This is a genomic window from Mucilaginibacter sp. OK283 (genome assembly GCF_900110415.1).
In the GTDB taxonomy this organism is placed as follows: domain Bacteria; phylum Bacteroidota; class Bacteroidia; order Sphingobacteriales; family Sphingobacteriaceae; genus Mucilaginibacter.
In genome coordinates this window covers 429881-449108 of the sequence record NZ_FODR01000002.1, presented here as the reverse complement: position 1 = coordinate 449108, position 19228 = coordinate 429881, and the positions used below count along the sequence as shown (strand labels likewise).

General features: G+C 43.6%; 12 protein-coding genes. 8 read left to right on the top strand and 4 right to left on the bottom strand.

From position 1 onward, the window contains the following. Positions 1–34 precede the first annotated feature (34 nt). Both BMX56_RS06595 and BMX56_RS06590 read left to right on the top strand, forming a co-directional pair. On the top strand, positions 35–1477 hold the full coding sequence (locus BMX56_RS06595) for an aminotransferase-like domain-containing protein (protein WP_090643965.1): 1443 nt from the start codon (positions 35–37) through the stop codon (positions 1475–1477). 265 nt (positions 1478–1742) lie between these two features. Then, the gene (locus tag BMX56_RS06590) at positions 1743–2966 is read left to right on the top strand and encodes an MFS transporter (RefSeq protein WP_090642738.1); all 1224 of its coding nucleotides are present in this window, start codon (positions 1743–1745) and stop codon (positions 2964–2966) included. Positions 2967–2970: 4 nt separating this feature from the next. Here the strand turns inward: BMX56_RS06590 and BMX56_RS06585 are convergent, their stop codons facing one another. Together BMX56_RS06585 and BMX56_RS06580 are read right to left on the bottom strand one after the other, a co-directional pair. After that, on the bottom strand, positions 2971–4173 hold the full coding sequence (locus BMX56_RS06585; RefSeq protein WP_090642735.1) for a PepSY-associated TM helix domain-containing protein: 1203 nt from the start codon (positions 4171–4173) through the stop codon (positions 2971–2973). Then, a complete protein-coding gene (locus BMX56_RS06580) occupies positions 4173–6635 on the bottom strand; it encodes a TonB-dependent receptor (protein WP_090642730.1) in 2463 nt (820 codons plus the stop codon). The genes BMX56_RS06585 and BMX56_RS06580 overlap by 1 nt, the downstream gene beginning before the upstream one ends. 93 nt (positions 6636–6728) lie before the next feature. Between BMX56_RS06580 and BMX56_RS30475 the strand changes: the two genes are divergently transcribed. Continuing rightward, positions 6729–6860: a hypothetical protein gene (locus BMX56_RS30475; protein WP_255369791.1), complete on the top strand. Its 132-nt coding sequence runs from the start codon at positions 6729–6731 to the stop codon at positions 6858–6860. Between the two features lie 264 nt (positions 6861–7124). On the opposite strand, the gene BMX56_RS06575 is transcribed toward BMX56_RS30475, so the two are convergent. Together BMX56_RS06575 and BMX56_RS06570 are read right to left on the bottom strand one after the other, a co-directional pair. Then, positions 7125–8510: a SusD/RagB family nutrient-binding outer membrane lipoprotein gene (locus tag BMX56_RS06575; protein ID WP_090642725.1), complete on the bottom strand. Its 1386-nt coding sequence runs from the start codon at positions 8508–8510 to the stop codon at positions 7125–7127. Between the two features lie 25 nt (positions 8511–8535). After that, positions 8536–11559 (bottom strand): SusC/RagA family TonB-linked outer membrane protein, encoded by a 3024-nt coding sequence (locus tag BMX56_RS06570; RefSeq protein ID WP_090642720.1) that lies wholly within the window; start codon positions 11557–11559, stop codon positions 8536–8538. A 332-nt stretch (positions 11560–11891) separates the two neighbouring features. On the opposite strand from BMX56_RS06570, the gene BMX56_RS06565 reads away from it, so the two are divergent. From BMX56_RS06565 to BMX56_RS06545, 5 genes are all read left to right on the top strand, one after another. Next, positions 11892–14261 (top strand): glycoside hydrolase family 127 protein, encoded by a 2370-nt coding sequence (locus BMX56_RS06565; protein WP_090642715.1) that lies wholly within the window; start codon positions 11892–11894, stop codon positions 14259–14261. Positions 14262–14264: 3 nt separating this feature from the next. Beyond that, positions 14265–16670 carry a glycoside hydrolase family 127 protein gene (locus BMX56_RS06560; protein ID WP_255369790.1) on the top strand — a complete coding sequence of 802 codons (2406 nt, stop codon included), beginning with the start codon at positions 14265–14267 and terminating at the stop codon, positions 16668–16670. Between the two features lie 202 nt (positions 16671–16872). Next, positions 16873–17475: a hypothetical protein gene (locus tag BMX56_RS06555; protein ID WP_090642707.1), complete on the top strand. Its 603-nt coding sequence runs from the start codon at positions 16873–16875 to the stop codon at positions 17473–17475. A gap of 465 nt (positions 17476–17940) precedes the next feature. Beyond that, on the top strand, positions 17941–18543 hold the full coding sequence (locus BMX56_RS06550) for a hypothetical protein (protein ID WP_090642703.1): 603 nt from the start codon (positions 17941–17943) through the stop codon (positions 18541–18543). An 82-nt stretch (positions 18544–18625) separates the two neighbouring features. Next, complete coding sequence (locus BMX56_RS06545) at positions 18626–19228, top strand: DUF1684 domain-containing protein (RefSeq protein ID WP_090642698.1); 603 nt, start codon at positions 18626–18628, stop codon at positions 19226–19228.

Below are 19228 nucleotides of genomic sequence, written 5' to 3'. Positions count from 1 at the left end.
AGATTTGTTAATTTTGGCCATAACAGATTTTAAAATGGAGAAATTGATTGCCGGGGTTAACGATGATTTTTTATATGCGCAGATAGCTGCCCGTATTGAAACACAGATAAAACAGAATCTGTTAAAATCCGGTGATAAGCTGCCATCTGTAAGGGCATTAAGCCTTGAGCAGGGTATCAGCATCAGCACATCATACAAAGCTTATGTAGAACTGGAAAACATGGGCATGATAGAGGCCAGGCCCAAATCGGGCTATTACGTTAAGTTTTCACCGGCAAGGTTAACCAAAGCGCCCGAAACCAAACCTCCGCTAAAAAAAATAGAGCAGGCCACTGTTACCCAGATGATCGCGATGGTTTACCAAAACATGAGCGAGGAAAGTGTTATACGTTTGTCGCGCTCATCGCCGCCGCTAAGCCTTATCCCTATGGCTAAGCTCAGTAAATCCATGATGGAATCTATCCGTAAAAGCCCCACGGGTAATATCAATTATGAAAATTTGCAGGGTAATATTTCGTTACGCAAGCATGTGGCCAAAAACGCTTTTAATTGGGGCGGCAACATTACCGGGGACGATGTGGTAACCACGCAGGGATGCCTTGAAGCTCTGATATTTTGCCTGCGGGCGCTTACCAAACCGGGCGATACGGTTGCCATTGAAAGCCCAACCTTTTTCGGGATCTTTAATATAATGCTCAGCCTTGACTTGAAGGTGCTGGAAATTCCGGTTAATCCTGATACGGGTATTGATATTGATTACCTGGCCGAGGCTATGGATAAAGTGGATATTAAAGCATGCCTGTTTGTAACCAACTTTAGTAACCCGGTAGGCAGTTGCATGCCCGATGATAGTAAACAGCGATTGGTTAAGCTAATAACAAAAAGGCAGATCCCTTTGATTGAGGATGATATTTACGGCGAAATTTATTTTGGCAAAAGCCGCCCGCGTACCTGTAAAAGCTATGATACCGAAGGCTGGGTGCTGTTATGCTCATCTGTCTCCAAATCAATTGCGCCGGGCTACCGGGTAGGCTGGTGCATACCGGGCAGGTTTAAAGACCAGGTTATCAATATCAAAATGATGCATACTATCAGCTCGGCCACGCCAACCCAGGCAGCTGTTGCTCATTTTTTTGAAACAGGCCGATATGATTTGCATATGCGCAACCTGCGTAAAACATTGTACACCCAAAGCCTGCGTTATACCCAGGCTATTGCTACTCATTTCCCGCCAGGCACCAAAATAAGCCAGCCCCAGGGAGGCTATGCCCTGTGGATTGAGCTGGATAAAAATATTGATGCATTTGAGCTTTACCAGCTTGCCATTGCCCAAAACATCAGCATTGCGCCCGGTCAAATTTTCAGCACCGATGCTCGCTTCACCAATTTTATCCGCATTAGTTTTGGTTTAACCTTTGATGGCGCAGTGGAAAATAGCTTTAAAGTTTTAGGAGATTTGATAAGGCAATTGGGATGAAATATCAGTGTCGTGTCAACGACAAATTGACCGATCGTTTTTAGCCTAAAGTCCTAAGTTCTAAGTCAAAAAAAATAACTTTAGACTTACGACTCAGTACTGTTGACTTAATACTACCCCGGTTTCAACTGTCGTCAAAAGATCATAAAAACGGTAAATATATAACCGCTTACACAAACGGGGTATCTTTGCGGCTTATTTAATAATTGACCGGAAAAAAGAGCTTTAGATAGCCCTTTCCACCCGTTCAGTAAATTTAATTAATATGTACTCAACGCTTTCTGTGCCAAAAACAATTAAACAACGGCACCAGGGTATTGCCAATTTACTGGCTTTTGCATTAATACCACTTTCGGGCTTTGCAACTGATATATACATCCCGTCGTTACCTACCATGGCTGCCGAATTGCATGTGAGCAGTATCCAGGTGCAGCTTACTTTAACCTTGTTTTTAATAAGCTACGGCGTTACCCAACTATTTATTGGCAGCGTGCTTGATAGCTTTGGCCGGTACAATATAAGCCTGGCGTGCCTGGTGCTTTTTGCTGTTGCCAGTATTATTATAGCCACCTCTGCCAATATTTATGTAATATACCTCATGCGGATAGTACACGGTATTACCGTAGCTGGTGTAATTGTTTCCAAGCGCGCTTATTTTATCGATCTTTTTTCGGGCGAAAAGCTGAAGCATTATCTTAGTATGTTTTCTATCATCTGGTCTACCGGGCCAATTGTAGCGCCTTTTATTGGCGGATACCTGCAAACCGGTTACGGTTGGAAATCAAACTTTTACCTCCTGGCCATATTTGCAGCAGTATTTGTGGTTTTGGAGTTGATCTTCAGCGGTGAAACTTTGAAAAACTTTTCGGCATTCCATATCAAAAAGATCGGTGGCATTTATGCGGACATGATAAAAACCACCAGTTTTACCCTCGGTCTTATTATGTTGGGGCTTGCATACTGTATGGTGATGATCTATAACATGACAGGTCCTTTTATTATAGAGCATACTTTGCATCTATCGCCTGTTGTAGCGGGTTACAGCTCCCTGGTGTTGGGCATAGCCTGGCTTATAGGGGGGCTTATTGGTAAAGCCACCATCAACAAACCATTTTTTAACCGCATGGTGGTAAACCTTACCCTGCAGGTAATATTTGTAATAGTTATGCTGATAAGCATGAGGTATATAGCCAATTTATATACCATTATATTTTTCGCTTTTATAATCCATATAGCGGCAGGGTTTACTTTTAATAACTTTTTTACTTATTGCTTAAGCCGCTTCCCAAAAAACGCCGGTATAGCCAGCGGACTTTCGGGCGGGATAAATTATGTTATCGTATCGTTTTTTAGCTATGGCATTGTTTTTCTGCTGCCCGCTAAAGATGAACATAACCTGGGATACAGCTATTTTATACTGATCGTGCTATCGGTTATAGTGATGCTGATATTAAAAATGAAGAAGGAGCTGCTGAGCGAAGGAGTATAAGCTATTAGGCGTTTACCATTGCCAGTACAGCCGGTTCTGTAACCGGCCTTTTCTTTTTAGGTTTTTTGTTGCGTTTGCCCCACCATATTAAAAAGCCGGTAACAGGCAGCGATGCACATACCAGGCTTGCCAAAAAAGCCAGTATTTGCGTACCCGGCCCATATAGGCGGCCCGTATGAATGTACAGGTTAGAGTTGCGCCATTTCATGCCCAGCGTTTTTTTGCTGTGCGGTATAGCTGTTACCAGTTTGCCCGTGCGGCCATCAAAAAAGTAGTAACTGATGCCATTCCAGCCATCGCTGCGGTGTTTTAAGTATACAAATGCCATCACCATTTTATCTTTCCTGTTGGGTATATCCAGCCCTATTTGGGTCCAGTTGCCATTTAATTGTTTGAGTAGGTTTTGATGGATGATGTCCATTTTGTTCAGGGTTGAATCGGCTGTGCTGATAACCGGCAATACGCGCGAAAACTGCGGTTTTTCCTTTGTGCCAAGCATATTATAAATGCCCTTTTCCCACCATTTGAACGACCATACCAAACCGGTTACAGCAATAAGTATGGCAATGGGCAAAACATAAAATCCCAGGCTGTTATGCACATCATAATTTACCCGTTTAAACCTGGCATTCCATTTTATGGTAATGCTTTGTTTAAACTGCCTGTAATTTTTGGGCAGCCAGAGTATAAAGCCGGTGATCATCATCAACAGAAAAAGCAGGACACAGCTGCCGACAATAACACTGCCCACCGGCTTTACCAGTAACAGCTGACGGTGCAGCTGCTCAACAACGTTAAAAAACTCGTACCTGAAATCGATAGTACCCAAAACTTTGCCGGTGTATTGGTTTACGTAAACATAATCATAGTACTCAAACTGGCTGAAGTACCACAAAGTGATCTTTTTTTTATCATTCACTTTAAAACCCGAAAACACAAAGCTTTTATCATCTTCGGTTATTTTAATACTGCTGAGCTTTTTATGGGGGCCAACTGCTTTTTGTGCAATAGCAAGCAATTCAGAAACCGGCCTTGCGGGGCCGGTTTTCTGAACGCTTACTATATCCTTGTGTACAAAATCAAATATCTCTTTATCAAACACGTAGATACAGCCCGTTACCGAGACGATAACTACTACGATGCCGGTTACCAGGCCAATCCACAAATGCAGCCAGCCGGTTATCTTTTTAAAGTTTGATTTTGCCATTACAAGGTGTATCCAAGCGTCAGCAAATAGTTCCTGGGTGCACCGGGGAACAGTCTTATATAATCATATCCGCCCACCCAATACTTTTTACCGGTAATGTTGTTGGCATTAAACTGTAACTGAACTTTACCAATATTATAAAATAGCGCAGCATCAACCAATATATAATCGGGAATGCTTTGGGTAAGGTTGATGGATAGTGTGCGTTTATCAATATAGTTGGCGCCCAAACCTATGCCCAGTCCGCTAAATGCGCCGCGGATAATATTATACCTCGTCCAGATGTTGGCCATGTTTTTAGGGGCGTTTGGTTTTTGCAAACCCACCTCGGCAGCAACACCACTTTCGGTAATTTTAGCATCATTGTAGGCATATGACGCCAGCATGCTCCAGTTTGGCAGTATGCGCCCGGTAATATCAAACTCAAATCCTCGTGAACGTTCTTTACCAACCGGCCTTAACAGGTCTGGCTGATCGGCCACACCGGCATTGTAAAGGGTGTTTTTTTGCTCAATCTGGTAAACAGAGGTTGTGATGGATAGTCTGTCGTCAAACCAGCTGCTTTTGGCGCCCAGCTCTATCATGTTGCTGGTAACCGGGGCAAATGGTCCGCCGGCATTAGGGTTAGCAATGGTTGCCGCGGTTTGCGGGTTATAACCCATTACATAAGTACTGTAAATATTAATGTTTTTAGTAGCGGTATACACTAAGCCAAAGCGGGGCAGCCACGCGCTGGAGTGCGTTTTTTGTTGTGTTGAAGTGGCATAATTTGCAAAATCGGTATAATACTCGTAGCGGATGCCGGCCAGTGCCTGCAACCTGCCCAGCTTTAACTGATCTTGTACATACCCGGCATTAAGGTAGTAATAGGTTGGGTTAAGTACGTTTTGCGAAAAAAGCGCCTTGCTGTCGTCCTGTAAACGTTGCGAGTTGATGGCATTATTCAAATCAAAAGAGGGTACGTTGGCAACCGGGTTACCCTTGGTATCCCGTAAATACTTTAAACTGTCTTTTACTACATAGTTGGCAATAGTACCTGTATTAGCTGCATTCCGATAGCCCGAGGCGGTAAGTTGTGACGCGCCTACCGGCATTTTTTCGCTGCCATAATCATAGCCTGCTACAATTTTATGTTCTATAGGGCCTGTTTTGGCGTTGTAATTAAAGTAACCGCTAAAATTATCAATGTAGCGTTTTCGCTTGCGCTGAAATATCTGCATGGCTACCAGGTTAGGAATATCATTGCCCAGCTTGTCTTTTGCGTAGGCATTGGCGCTGCGGTGTTCAAGCAGGTCCTCGCTGTACCCGGTTTTTGAGTAAGCGGCATTAAAGCTCAGGTTGTTATTAAACTGGTGATTGACAGACAAGGTAACAATATATGTCTGCTCGTTCAAAAAATCATTGGCGGCACTTAGTGCCAGTGATTGTGGGGTTGAATACAGGTCGTTGCCGATTACAGACTGACCCCTGTCGAGCCTGCTGCGCGAGCTGTTGTAAACCATATCGAAATTGATGTGTGTTTTTGGTGACGCGATGAATGATAAGGAAGGAGCAATGATCACGTTTTTATCAAACTGCAGATCGCGGAAAGAGTTGGCATCTTCATACCCTAAATTAAGGCGGTATAACAGGGAGCTATCTTTGTTGGCAGGGCCGGTAAAATCGGCCAGCCCCCTGAATGTGTTAAAACTGCCCAACGAGAAACTCAGCGTTCTGCGGGTTTCGTTCAGCGGTTTTTTGGTTACACGGTTAACCACACCTCCGGGACTTGCGTTACCATACAGGGCGGATGATGGCCCCTTCAGCACTTCAACGCGTTCCAGGTAATTGGTTAGGGGCTGTTTCCAAAATCCGGTACTGGTGCGCAGCCCGTTTACAAGCTGGGTATTGCTTTGTCCGTTAACGCGAAAGCCCCTGATGGTAAGGTCATCATAAAAAGTGAACTGCGAAACACCGCTAAAGTTTTTAACCACATCGCCAACACGTACTGCACCCTGGTCGGCCATCAGTTCTTTACTGGCGTAGGATACAGATTGTGGCAAATCTTTAATATCAGTTTCGGTTTTGTTACCTATAAAAGTGGCTTTGGTTTTATATGTTTTTTCTTTACGCCCAATTATTTCTACCTGCTGCAGCGAAGCGGCATCTTCCTGCAAAACAACGTTTTCATCAATTACAGCTCCCGGTGCAATTACAATTTGTTTGCTGATCTCTCTGAAGCCTACAAAGTTGTAATGAATAGTATACCTGCCGGCGGCTACATCCAGTTTAAAATCGCCTTTATTACCGGCTGATGTGATATAGTTGGTGCCATCAATTGATATGGTTGTACCTGGCAGTGGTTTATTCTCCCTGTCTTTTACATGGCCCTGTATCGATGCTTTTTGCTGGGCTTGTGTTATAAGGGGAGAGATTACGAGGAGTGCGAAGGAAGCAAGAAGTGTAGTAAGGTTATTCTTCATTATTATTTTTATTTAGACTTATTATAAATAATTGCAAAAGTAATTTTTATTTAGCTAAATGCAAATCCTATTGAAACCTTTTGGCAATAAAGTATGAGAAGGGCGAATAGGTGTTATAATGATAGCTTTCGTTTACTGGTGGCCTTCCCTGTAAAGCAACAATTCAGGCGATTTGCTGACGATGACGTTATCAGCAGCCATACGAGTAGCCGCCAGCCAGGCTAAAAAACAATAATGATATTGCTGCAAATGGTTCTGTTGCAGGAGACGGGATAATAATTATTCACCCCTGCAGGGGCTGCATGGTTAATGTCGTTGATGTAATTCCATAAAATATTGACTCCGGTTACTCCCGGTAAATGTGCCCGTGGGTTAAAGAATCCGAATGGAGGCAAATCGCTTAATAAACAAAAATCACCACGCAAAAAACCCGTATTCTTTCTGGGAATACGGGTGCAATAATTATATTATTAAAAGGGGGATTACAATTTACTTAACGTCCCACCAAAGCCTGTCAGTCAGCTTAGCTGTTTGCTGCGGTTGCGGGTTCGAGGTAATTTCGGCCTGCGGATATAATACCCTGCGTGGTATGGCCGATAACGCGTTTGGTACCGCGGGCAAAACAGGATAACCGGTGCGCCTATAGTCGGTAAAATTTTCCAGTGAAAGGAAGTTGGCAATACCTTTTTCTTCGATGATCAACTGCTCGGCATTGCTGGCGGTTAAGGTTCTTGAGGCCAGGTAAGCGTTGGCTTTGTCTGTACTAACACCAAGCTTTGTCATGTGCGATAAAACCGCGCTTTGGTAAACAGGCGCCGCGCTTGTATAGCCCGATGTTATCAGTGTAGCCTCGGCCTTTAAAAACAATGCTTCCGAATAATTTACAATGTAATTGGTGGCTCCGGTGGCGCCATAAAAGTCGCCGGGACGTGAGTAATCTTCCAACTGACCAATTGTATTTAGGCCCTGTCCCAGCCCGGTGTAAAGGCCCGTTGCTGTAGCCGGAGCTACCATAGCACTTAAGCGTGGATCGCTACGGGTTGAAAAACCATTAACAAAAGTACTACCCAAAACAACCGTACTGGCCGATATAAAGTTTTGCTGCCATGGATTTTCGCCACCAGCCGCGCCTGTATAAGCCATTTTAAAGTCATCATCGTTTGATTGCATGCCTTTTTCCAACGCTGTAAGTGCCAGCTGAGCCTGCGTTGAGGCGGTGTAACCCGGCGCTTTAGTTAGGTGCATATAATAACGCGCTTTTAAAGTGTAGGCCAATTTTGTCCATTTACTCATATCGCCGGCGTAAAAAAAGTCGTCGCCGCCAGGTTTTACCGTACCGTTTTTGGCAATATCGGCAATACCGGCATCCAATAAACTTTGTATCTGGGTATAGATATCTTTTTGGGCATCATATACGGGCGTAAACTCAGCGCTTCCCTTAAAAGCCTGCGAATAAGGCATATCTCCCCAGAGGTCGGTGCCGGTACCCAGGCAATATGCTGTTAATATTTTAGCTATGCCTGCATAATTTGATTTACCATCGGCCGTAGCTTTTTGATTTAGCGTTACCAGGTTATTCAGGCAGGTTACATACAGGTTGCCCCAGTCGCCATCCATATCCGAGTTATACATCAGGTACGTGCCTGCATTGGGTGCTACCTGGTTAAGGGCAGCAACCTGCATGTATTCCTGTACAATTACGGCCACGTTACCCGCATACAGGCTTGATGATATATCCAGTTCAACCGGCGCCAGGATCTGGGCCTCGGCCACGTCAACGGGCTGATTGGGATTTTGATTTACATCGATATATTTTTTACACCCCGAAGCACTTATCAGGATACATGATATTAAAATCATTGATATTTTTTTCATGATACTTTTTTGTTTGATAAATGGATTAAAGTGTGAATTTTAAGCTAAAGTCGATTGAACGGGAAGTTGGGGTAGAGAAGGAATAAATACCCTGTGCACCGTTTGACGCACCAAATGAGCTTACTTCCGGATCGCCGCCGGTAAAGTGCGGCGCATAAATCCACAGGTTACGACCGGTTACACTAAAATTAAGCGTTTTAAAAGGTGTGCTTTTTAACCACAACGGTTTTACAGTATAGCCAACACTCACATTCCTCAATTTAATATAGGTACCATCCTGTATTACCGATTCGGTGATGCCGTTTATACGCTGGTAATATGCCTGGCCGTTAACAGAGATAGTATTTGGCTGGCCTGTTGTAGCGCTTATACCGTCAACCACTCTCGGGCCGCGGTTTTCGGTAACTTTGGGCGTACCATAAAAGTATCCGTAGCCATCAACATTGTTCTGAATATCGCCGCCTTTTTTCACATCAAAAAAGAAGCTCAGGTTAAATTGTTTATAACGCAGGTTACTGCTGAAACCGCCGGTCCAATCAGGATTGGTGTTACCAATTATACCCTGTGTATCGTCGGCATAAGGTAAACCACCGGCATCAATCAATAATTTACCCTGAGCATTGCGTGCATAACGCGTGCCGTATATAATACCATAAGGCTGGCCTACAATAAGCGAGGTAAAACCGTTGCCCAGTTGTTGCAAATCGCCATAAAGGTTTAACACCTTGTTACGGGTACGCGTAAAGTTCATGGTTACCGACCAGTTAAAGTCTCTGGTTTTAACGGGCACCACAGTAAGCAACAATTCAATCCCTTTATTTTGCATTACACCGGTATTTACCGTTGTACCGCTATAACCGGTAGAAGGGGCTATACTTACGCCTGGAATAATACCGTCTACGGTCTTCTTAGCAAAATATGATGCTTCCAGGCTTATCCTGTTGTTAAAAAAGCCTGTTTCGAAACCTGCTTCAAACTCGTTTATTCTTTCGTTTTTCAGGAAAGAGTTACCCAATGTTGAACTTAGCAAGAATCCAGACTGGCCCTGGTAAGGGAAGGTAATATTGCGGATGGTTTGGCTATAGTAAGGTGTAGTAAGTGAATAAGCACCTACGTTACTGCCGCCAACTGTTGCATATGAAACCCTGAATTTACCCAGGTTCATCACATCCTGGAAATCTTTGGAGAAAAATTCCGAAAATATGAAGCTGGCCGCAGCCGATCCGTAAGGATAAAAATTATTGGATGTTGAAAGTACCGAACTTCCATCATACCTGCCGGTGAGAGAAAGTATCAGGAATTTTTTATAATCGATGTTGGTTTGCAGGTAAAAACCTATTCTACGCACCAACGCATGGCTCTCAGAATAACTTACCGTAGATGCCGAACTAATGTTATCTAAATCGGCCACCGAAAGGCCAACGCCGTTGGCATATGAATTTTCGGTATACTGCGAAAAAATATTGTTTCCCAAAACACCATCAATGTTAAAATCGCCAAACTGATGGTTACCGCTGATGATCAAATCGTTATTAATCTGCCTGAAATTGGCGTTATTAACTACAATACGGCCATTGGGGTTAGATACCGAGTTGGCAGATTCATGGTATTTATCCTGCTCAACATATACATCGGCACCAAAACGCTCAGTTACGGTAAGCCATTTTAAAGGCTTGTAATCTGCGGTAAAAGTTGGCATAAAGCGGTTTACGCCAGATTTGTTCGAGATGTTATTTAATACCCAGTAAGGGTTATTCCTTGAGTAACGGTACAAGCGCTGCGTTCCGTCGGCATTTTCATAAGGCAACAGGTTGTACGATATAGGGGCAGTAAAAATTGTCCATACCGGGCTCTCTAAAGCCCATCCTTCGGGCAGCCTGTCGTTTTGCGAATTGGAATAATTTAACTGGAACGTGGTGGTCAGGTTAGGCAGAATCTTTGCACCATATTTAGCAAATAACGAATTACGGATAAACGAGGTAGTTGGTACCGTGCCTTGCTGATTAAAATTAGAATACGATATATAGTAGTTTGAAGCTTCACCGCCGCCATTAATGCTCACCACATTATTATAGGTATGGCCGGTTTTAAAGAACAGGTCTGATTGATTATATTTTTTTGCAGCCTGGCCGTTTATCTTCAGGGTATCCATCAGCGGCCCCCAGGAGGTGCTGGTTTTTAAAGTTGTACCATCATAAAACTGTCCGTTTGTTCCCTGGGCATATTTGCTCTGGATTTGTGGCAGCAAAGGATTTTCCGACGAAAAATCAGACGAGAAACTGACGGTAGCTTTTTTGCCGGCCGACCCGGTTTTGGTGGTAATGATAATAACACCATTGGCACCCAACGAACCATATAATGCAGTCGCAGCCGCACCTTTTAACACGTTGATGCTTTCAACAATGTTAGGATCCAAATCGGCAATCCTGCTTGTACCCGGGCCGGAGTTAAGGTTACCGGTTTCGCTGTTATCAATCGGGATACCGTCAATAACCATCAGCGCGTTGTTATCGCCATAAAATGACGATGCGCCCCGAACTACAATACGGGTAGAGCTGCCCGGGTTACCCGATGAACTGGTAATTTGCACACCAGATACTTTACCGGCAATATCGTTAACAATGTTAGGATCTTTTCCCTGTACCAGCTCGGCGCCTTTTACTTCCTGGCTGCTGTAGCTTAGCACCCTTTTATCGCGTTTTATGCCAAGTGCCGTAACCACAACTTCGCTAATCGCCTGGTTGTCTTCGGGCAAAACAACATTAATCTCGGTTTGGCCGGTAAGCTTAATTTCTTTGGGGATATAGCCAATGGCCGAAAAGTTAAGCGTGCCGGTACCCGGGTAGCTGATGCTGTAGGCACCATTAATATTGGTACTTACACCTTTGTTGGTGCCTTTTAATCTGACGGTGACGCCAGGCAGGGGTAAGCCTTTATCGTCAGATACTTTTCCTTTTACTGTAACTGTTTGTGCATTAGCATTTAAGCAAAATACAAACAAGGCTACTAAAGGCAAAATGAACTTTTTTAGTAATTGTTTCAACTTCATAAATTAAAGTTTTGGGGTTAAAATCTATTTATTTACAACCTGATTTTCAGATATGTAAATCTATTTGCCCCCAACACTGCATTTTTTACAAAATTTTGCCAAAGCTGCCCGTATATTAACTTTCTTATTACAATGGCATTAATAAATTGTAATTATTGCATAAAGCCCGGCAATAATGGCTACTTTACTGTTAACATTAATAAAACCTCAAAAACGCCAATACCGCAAAAAAAGAGCTAATATCCGGCTAAAACCTGCCAATTATTATCCATAAACATTCATTTCATCCCGGTAATTTTATAAATTGAATTTATAGTGTTAACCTTATGCTAATGTTTGTAAACAAGTATTTTAAAATAAGCTGCTATGCCGTTGCATGCTTTATTGCTGCCGAAAAAACGCAGGCGCAATCTTACGTACCTGAATGGAACGATACCCGCTTTAAAGTAAAACCTATTGTTCCGGTTAAGGCCTATAGCTTTGACTTAAAAGATGTACAACTTTTAGAAAGTCCCTTCAAAAAGGCTATGCTGGTTGATGCCGCTTATTTATTAACTATCGAGCCAGATCGATTACTGTCGGGTTTCCGTTCTCACTCGGGCCTACAGCCTAAAGGGAAAATATACGAAGGCTGGGAAAACTCGGGCCTGGCCGGGCATACTTTGGGGCACTACCTATCGGCCATTGCCATGCACTATGCATCAACCCGCGACCCAGAGTTTTTGAAACGTACAAACTATATAGTAAGCCAGCTGAACGAATGCCAGGTGGCGCGTAAAAGCGGCTATGTTGGCGCTATACCCAAAGAAGATACCATTTGGGCCGAAGTAGCCAAAGGCGACATCCGTTCCCGCGGGTTCGATTTAAATGGCGGCTGGTCGCCGTGGTATACGGTACATAAGGTTATGGCCGGGCTTTTGGATGCCTATTTATATACTAACAATACACAGGCCCTCAAAATATGCCAGGGCATGGCCAACTGGACAGGCGAAACCATCAAAAACCTTGACGACGACAAGCTGCAAAAAATGCTGCTTTGCGAATACGGCGGGATGGCCGAAACCTTGACCAATTTATACGCCATAACCGGTGAAAAAAGATACCTGGATCTATCGTACAAGTTTTACGATAAGCGCATATTAGACCCGCTTGCCCAAAAGAACGACATATTGCCCGGTAAGCACTCTAATACCCAAATTCCTAAAATCATAGCCAGCGCCCGCAGATATGAACTTACCGGTGATGGAAAGGACAAAGCCATAGCTGATTTCTTTTGGGAAACCGTTACCGGCTTTCACTCCTACGCAACCGGCGGTAACAGTAATTACGAATACCTTACCGAGCCGGGCAAACTAAATGACAAGCTTACCGAAAACACTACCGAAACCTGCAACACCTATAATATGCTAAAGCTTACCCGCCATTTATTTGCGGTTGAGCCTTCGGCAAGGTTGATGGATTATTACGAAAAGGGCTTATACAACCACATCCTGGCATCGCAAAACCACGAAACAGGCGGGGTATGTTATTTTGTGCCTTTGCGCATGGGCGGTAAAAAAAGCTACAGCACCCCCTTTGATGATTTTACCTGCTGCGTAGGCTCGGGTATGGAAAACCATGTAAAGTATAACGAAAGCATCTACTTCAGGGGTGCCGATGGGAGTGTTTATATCAACCTGTTTATTCCGTCGGTATTAAACTGGAAGCAGAAAGGCCTGAGCATTAAACAGGAAGGTAATTTGCCTTCGGCAGATCGGATGGCTTATACTATCACCCTTGCAAAACCGTCTACATTTGCTATCCGCATCCGCAAACCCAAATGGACAGGCAACCCTACAATCAGTATCAACGGAAAAACACAACAGCTTACTCCTGATGCGGAAGGCTATTTTGTATTGAACCGTAAATGGCGCAATAACGATAAAGTAACGTTTACTATGCCCGAGAGTTTATATACCGAGGCCATGCCCGATAATGCCAACAGGCGCGCTATATTTTACGGCCCGGTTTTGTTAGCCGGCGTTTTAGGCAACACCGAGCCCGACCCGTTAAAAGGAGTACCAGTTTTTGTAACCAGCGAAACCGACCCTAACAAATGGCTGCAAATGGTTGATAAAACCCAGTTAAGCTTCCGTACCGAAAACGTTTCAAAACCCGAAGAGGTGAAGCTGATCCCCTTTAACCAAACCAAAGATGAATATTACTCGGTTTATTGGGATGTATTTACACCGGATGCCTGGGTAGTACAACAAAAAGCCTATGATGAGCAAAAGAAAAAACAACAGGAACTGGAAGCCCACACTACCGATGTTTTACGCATAGGCGAAATGCAACCCGAGCGCGACCATAATTTTGCCGGCGAGAACACCACCGCCGGCGAGGACCATCAAAAGAAATGGCGGTCGACAGAAAACGGCGGCTATTTTACCTATGATATGAAAGTTGATGCCAATACCCAAAACACACTCATTAACACGTATTGGGGTATGGATAACCGCGGCCGCACATTTGATATTATGATAGATGGCACCAAAGTGGCAACCGAGGATTTAAACAAGTACAAAGAGAGCCGTTTCTACGACATCAGCTATCTGATCCCCATTGAGTTAACCAAGGGCAAGCAAAAAGTAAGCGTTAAATTATTACCTAAAAAAGATAACAGTGCCGGCCCCGTATATGGCAGCCGCATGGTAAAAAACTAAAATATGATGACCAGTAAAATTAAAATAGCCTGCCTGTTGTCGGCATCGGTATTAGGTTTAAGCAGCAACTTATTTGCCCAGCAAAAGGATTATCCTATTCAACCTGTAGCATTCACCAATGTGCAGGTAAACGATAAATTCTGGCAGCCTAAAATGGCGGTAAATGCCAATGTAACTATCCCGTATGTACTTGCCCAGTGTAAAAAGAACGGCCGCATGGATAACTTTTTACGCGCCGCCAAACAATTAGATGGCGATAAGCTAAGTGAGTTCCCGTTTGACGATACCGACGTATACAAAGCCATTGAAGGGGCATCCTATTCCATGCAAAACAAAAAGAACCCTACGCTGGATAGATATATCGATACGCTCATTGGTATTATTGGGGCCGCGCAGGAACCGGATGGTTACCTGTATACCTTCCGCACGGTACACGCCAAAAAACCTCATGAATGGATAGGCGACAAACGCTGGGTGAATGAAGAGGTATTGAGCCACGAATTGTATGATTGCGGGCACCTGTACGAAGCCGCCGTAGCACATTACCAGGCTACCGGCAAACGTACTTTGCTTAACATCGCCATAAAAAATGCCGACCTTTTGGTAAAAACCTTCGGGCCGGGCAAAATTGAAGAGTATCCCGGTCACCAGATTGTGGAGATAGGCCTATCCAAAATGTACCGTGTTACCGGCAAAAAAGAATACCTCGACCTGGCCAAATTCTTTTTGGATGTACGCGGCCCCAAAGGCGAATCATACAACCAGGCCAATAAAAAAGTGGTTGACCAGCACGAGGCCGAAGGCCACGCCGTACGTGCAGCCTACATGTATACCGGTATGGCCGATATTGCTGCCTTAACCGGCGATACCAAATACCTGAGCGCCATTGATGATATCTGGGGCGATGTGGTTAACAAAAAATTATACATTACCGGTGGTATTGGCGCAACCGGCAATGGCGAGGCTTTTGGCGAGGCTTACCAGTTGCCCAACATGTCGGCCTACGCCGAAACCTGTGCTGCTATAGGCAATGTATACTGGAACAACCGAATGTTTTTACTCCATGGCGATGCTAAATATATTGATGTGCTGGAACGTACGCTGTACAACGGCCTGCTTTCGGGCGTTTCACTGAGTGGCGACCGCTTTTTTTACCCTAACCCACTGGCATCCATGAACCAGCACCAGCGCAGCGCCTGGATAAGCTGCGCCTGCTGTATCAGCAACATGACACGCTTTTTGCCATCGTTACCCGGCTATGTTTATGCTAAAAACAAAAACGACCTGTATGTTAACCTCTTCATGAGCAATACCAGCAACATTAAGCTAACATCGGGAAATGTAAACATTGTACAAACCACCGATTACCCTTGGAAAGGCAAGGTTGATATTACCGTTAACCCGGCAAAAGCAACAGTCTTCACCTTAAGGATACGCATCCCCGGATGGGCCAAACAGCAGCCTGTTCCCGGCGATTTATATTCATTTATGAATAACGTACAGCTGCCTGTTGTACTATCTATCAATGGCAAAGCAACCTCATTTGTAATCGAAAAAGGGTACGCCGTACTAAAACGCAGCTGGAAAAAAGGCGATAAGGTAAGCCTTAACCTCCCTATGGAAACTGAAAAGGTATTAGCCAACCAAAAGGTAAAAGACGACAGGGATCGTTTTGCCTTTGAGCGCGGCCCTATTGTTTATTGCCTGGAAGGCCCCGATAACCGCGACAGCCTGGTGCAAAACATCATGATAGATAAAAACGCCATAGCAAACGCCAATTACCAGGCCGATCTCTTGAACGGCGTAGATGTTATTAATGCCGAGGGCAAGAGCACCAAAAGGCAACTCAACAGCGATAAACTGACCGAAACCAGCCAACAGGTAAAGGCCATCCCCTACTACGCCTGGGCTAACCGCGGGCCAAGTGAAATGACGGTTTGGATCCCTTATGAGGCATCAGCTTCAAGGCCGCAGCCGGCACCTACCATTGCAAGTACCAGTAAAGTAAGTGCATCATTAAAAAATAAAAAGATGTTTGCATCTATAAAAGACCAGTATGAACCGGCCAGTTCAAACGATAACAGCTTTCCCTTTATGCACTGGTGGCCAGCTAAGGATACCAGCGAATTTGTTCAGTACGATTTTGACGCGGCACATACCGTAAGCGAATCAAAAGTTTATTGGTTTGACGATGGACCCTGGGGTGGTTGCCGTATCCCGGCATCGTACAAAATATTGTATAAAAAAGATGGGCAATGGGTACCGGTAAAAAACACAACGCCTTACACCATCAGCAAGGATAGCTTTAATACGGTAAGTTTTGAGCCGGTAAGTACTACCGCTTTACGGATGGAAATTCAGCTTCCGGTTGATAATTCGGCCGGTATCCATGAATGGGCGGTCAAATAACATTGAATAATATTCCAGTCCCCCTTTAATCATTAAGAAATATTTGTGCCCGAAACGGAACATTGCAATTGTAAATCAATTGCAATGTTCCGTTTTCTTTTCACACTTTATTTACAATTTAATCGGAAACTAACCAAAATAACATCGCGACTAAAATTCGATGTTAAACTTGTCTCTTCATTATTATGAAAGGTGGAGAGATATGGAAAAAAGAATTTACCATACGGCTATCCCGGGCATCAGGACAGCCCTATTTATCATCGTTGGCTGCCAATGGTTTATGGCACATGCCCAAACACTTAAAACGGGTTCTCTTAAATACCTAATGGCCTCCAATGGATTCAATGGCTGCATTGCTTTGGGCAAAGATATCGGCACACTGCCATACGGTAAATTAACATACCTCGACGGAGATAGCCGCATTGATGCCGACAGTTGCATAAAATATGCCTATAACGAGCCTTATGCTTTTACACTTGGCGATAGCATAGACCTTGACATGGTAGCTGTACGTGCCTATAAAGATAGCATAGTGAACATTTACCTGTTTTTTAACCTTTCGGATGCATATAAAGTATTAAAAAAATTCATCAGCCTATATGGCCAGTTTACCGAGAAGCCAGATAACTACTCGGATATTTATAACTGGAATTCAAGCCAGGTAAGCCTTTCGTTACGCTACCAGTGCAAGGCCGATCTGGGTGTCGCCATTTTTACATGCAAAAAGCTGGAAGCCGAAATAGAGGCCGATAAACAAAGAGCAATCAGGCGGTATTATAAACAGGCATTATCCCTCAATTACTAAACCGCTTTTTTCATTCAGTTCGGCTTTAAGCATTGTACTTATATATTGTCATTAACTGTTAAGGCATGTATTGCCTTAAATATATCTTACTGAAATTCACGCTACCGGCAAGCCGATGGAACTCCCCGGTTTACAAAAGCATTTACCTGTCGCAAAATCCAATATTCAGCAATTATTTGTTTCTGCTTTTACCCATGACCCCAACAGACAGAACCCAATAGCGGCAGCCGGCACATCATTTATGAACGGGCGGTTAAAATAGGTGCTGAATATTATTTTGTACAGTATTTAACCCACTGTAAACCAGTGTACAAAAAACCAAACAAGGCAAATGAACAGAAAAACGCCTGTTTATTTCATTTTTTATAAATAAGTTTATTAATTAATCAAAAGTTAATAAAAATAAATGCCGATTAAAGTTCGGTATTAAACTTGTCTCTCCAACATTATGCAAGGTGGAGAGATATGGAAAAAAGAATTTACCATAGGGCTATTTCAGGGATTAAAATAGCGCTGTTTATCATTATTAGCTGTCAGTGGTTTATGGCAAATGCCCAGGCGCTTAAAACAGGCTCCATATCGTACTTAACATTAAATAACGGACCCGGCAACAATGTTGTTTTAGGCTCTGATATCAAAGACCTCCAGGCTGCTAACTTATCCTACCTTGATGGCGATAGCCGTGCTGACGCCGACAGTTGCTTAAGATATGCCTACACTGACCCAAATGTGTTGGACCTGGGCGATAGTTTAAACCTTGATATGGTGGGCATCCGTGCCTATAGGGATAAAATTGTGAACATTTACCTGTTTTTTAAAATGACAGATGCATATAAAGTTTTACAAAAATTCATCAGCATGTATGGCCAGTTTACTGACAGGCCCGATAACTATTCGGATATTTATAACTGGAATTCGAGCCTGTTAACCCTTTCGTTACGGTACCAGTATAAGGCCGACCTGGGTGTTGCCATTTTTACCAGCAAAACGCTGCAAAACGAGATAGCTGCTGATAAACAAAGAGCGATAAGCCGGGATTACAGCCAGGCATTATCGCTTAATAATTAAACGGTATCGTTCGTTTCATTCGGCATTAAGTTTTGTAATTTATATATTGCCATCAACTAATAAGGCAATAGTTATAAAACTTATGAGATACCTCCTGATCCTGATATTAATGACCGGCTTTAACTGTTTTGCGCAGGACTATAAAGCGCAAATAGATCAGTTTCGCCAGGGCTATATGAACGATTTTTTAACGGACACTCATTCGCCCTTAAAAAAGGATGACCTCGAAAACCTGCGCTTTTACGATGCCGACAGTACTTACAGGGTTACCTGTAAAGTAACACTGCTGAGCAACGAAACCAATTTTATAATGCCCGTATTTCATGGCACAGGCAGCCAGTACATTAAATATGCCCTGCTGAAATTTATATTGCAGGGCAAACCGATGGAACTCACGGTTTACAAAAGCATCTACCTGTCGCAAAATCCAATGTTCAGCAATTATTTGTTTTTGCCTTTTACTGATGACACCAACGGGCAGGAAACTTATGGCGGCGGCCGGTACATCGATCTCAAAACAACCGATTTTAAGGAAGGCAGTCTTATTGTTGATTTTAACAAGGCTTATAACCCATATTGCGCATTCAGCCCCAATTACTCCTGCCCCAAACCGCCCGACGAAAACAAGCTGAGTATTGCCGTAAAAGCCGGCGAAAAGCAGTTTGCGGGCGGCACCAATCATTAA

Coding starts and splice junctions, on each gene's coding strand:
- BMX56_RS06545 (WP_090642698.1), top strand. CDS start 18,626: ATGAGATACCTCCTGATCCTGATATTAATGACCGGCTTTAACTGTTTT.
- BMX56_RS06590 (WP_090642738.1), top strand. CDS start 1,743: ATGTACTCAACGCTTTCTGTGCCAAAAACAATTAAACAACGGCACCAG.
- BMX56_RS06565 (WP_090642715.1), top strand. CDS start 11,892: ATGTTTGTAAACAAGTATTTTAAAATAAGCTGCTATGCCGTTGCATGC.
- BMX56_RS06575 (WP_090642725.1), bottom strand. CDS start 8,510: ATGAAAAAAATATCAATGATTTTAATATCATGTATCCTGATAAGTGCT.
- BMX56_RS06550 (WP_090642703.1), top strand. CDS start 17,941: ATGGAAAAAAGAATTTACCATAGGGCTATTTCAGGGATTAAAATAGCG.
- BMX56_RS06570 (WP_090642720.1), bottom strand. CDS start 11,559: ATGAAGTTGAAACAATTACTAAAAAAGTTCATTTTGCCTTTAGTAGCC.
- BMX56_RS06585 (WP_090642735.1), bottom strand. CDS start 4,173: ATGGCAAAATCAAACTTTAAAAAGATAACCGGCTGGCTGCATTTGTGG.
- BMX56_RS06595 (WP_090643965.1), top strand. CDS start 35: ATGGAGAAATTGATTGCCGGGGTTAACGATGATTTTTTATATGCGCAG.
- BMX56_RS06580 (WP_090642730.1), bottom strand. CDS start 6,635: ATGAAGAATAACCTTACTACACTTCTTGCTTCCTTCGCACTCCTCGTA.
- BMX56_RS30475 (WP_255369791.1), top strand. CDS start 6,729: ATGAGAAGGGCGAATAGGTGTTATAATGATAGCTTTCGTTTACTGGTG.
- BMX56_RS06555 (WP_090642707.1), top strand. CDS start 16,873: ATGGAAAAAAGAATTTACCATACGGCTATCCCGGGCATCAGGACAGCC.
- BMX56_RS06560 (WP_255369790.1), top strand. CDS start 14,265: ATGATGACCAGTAAAATTAAAATAGCCTGCCTGTTGTCGGCATCGGTA.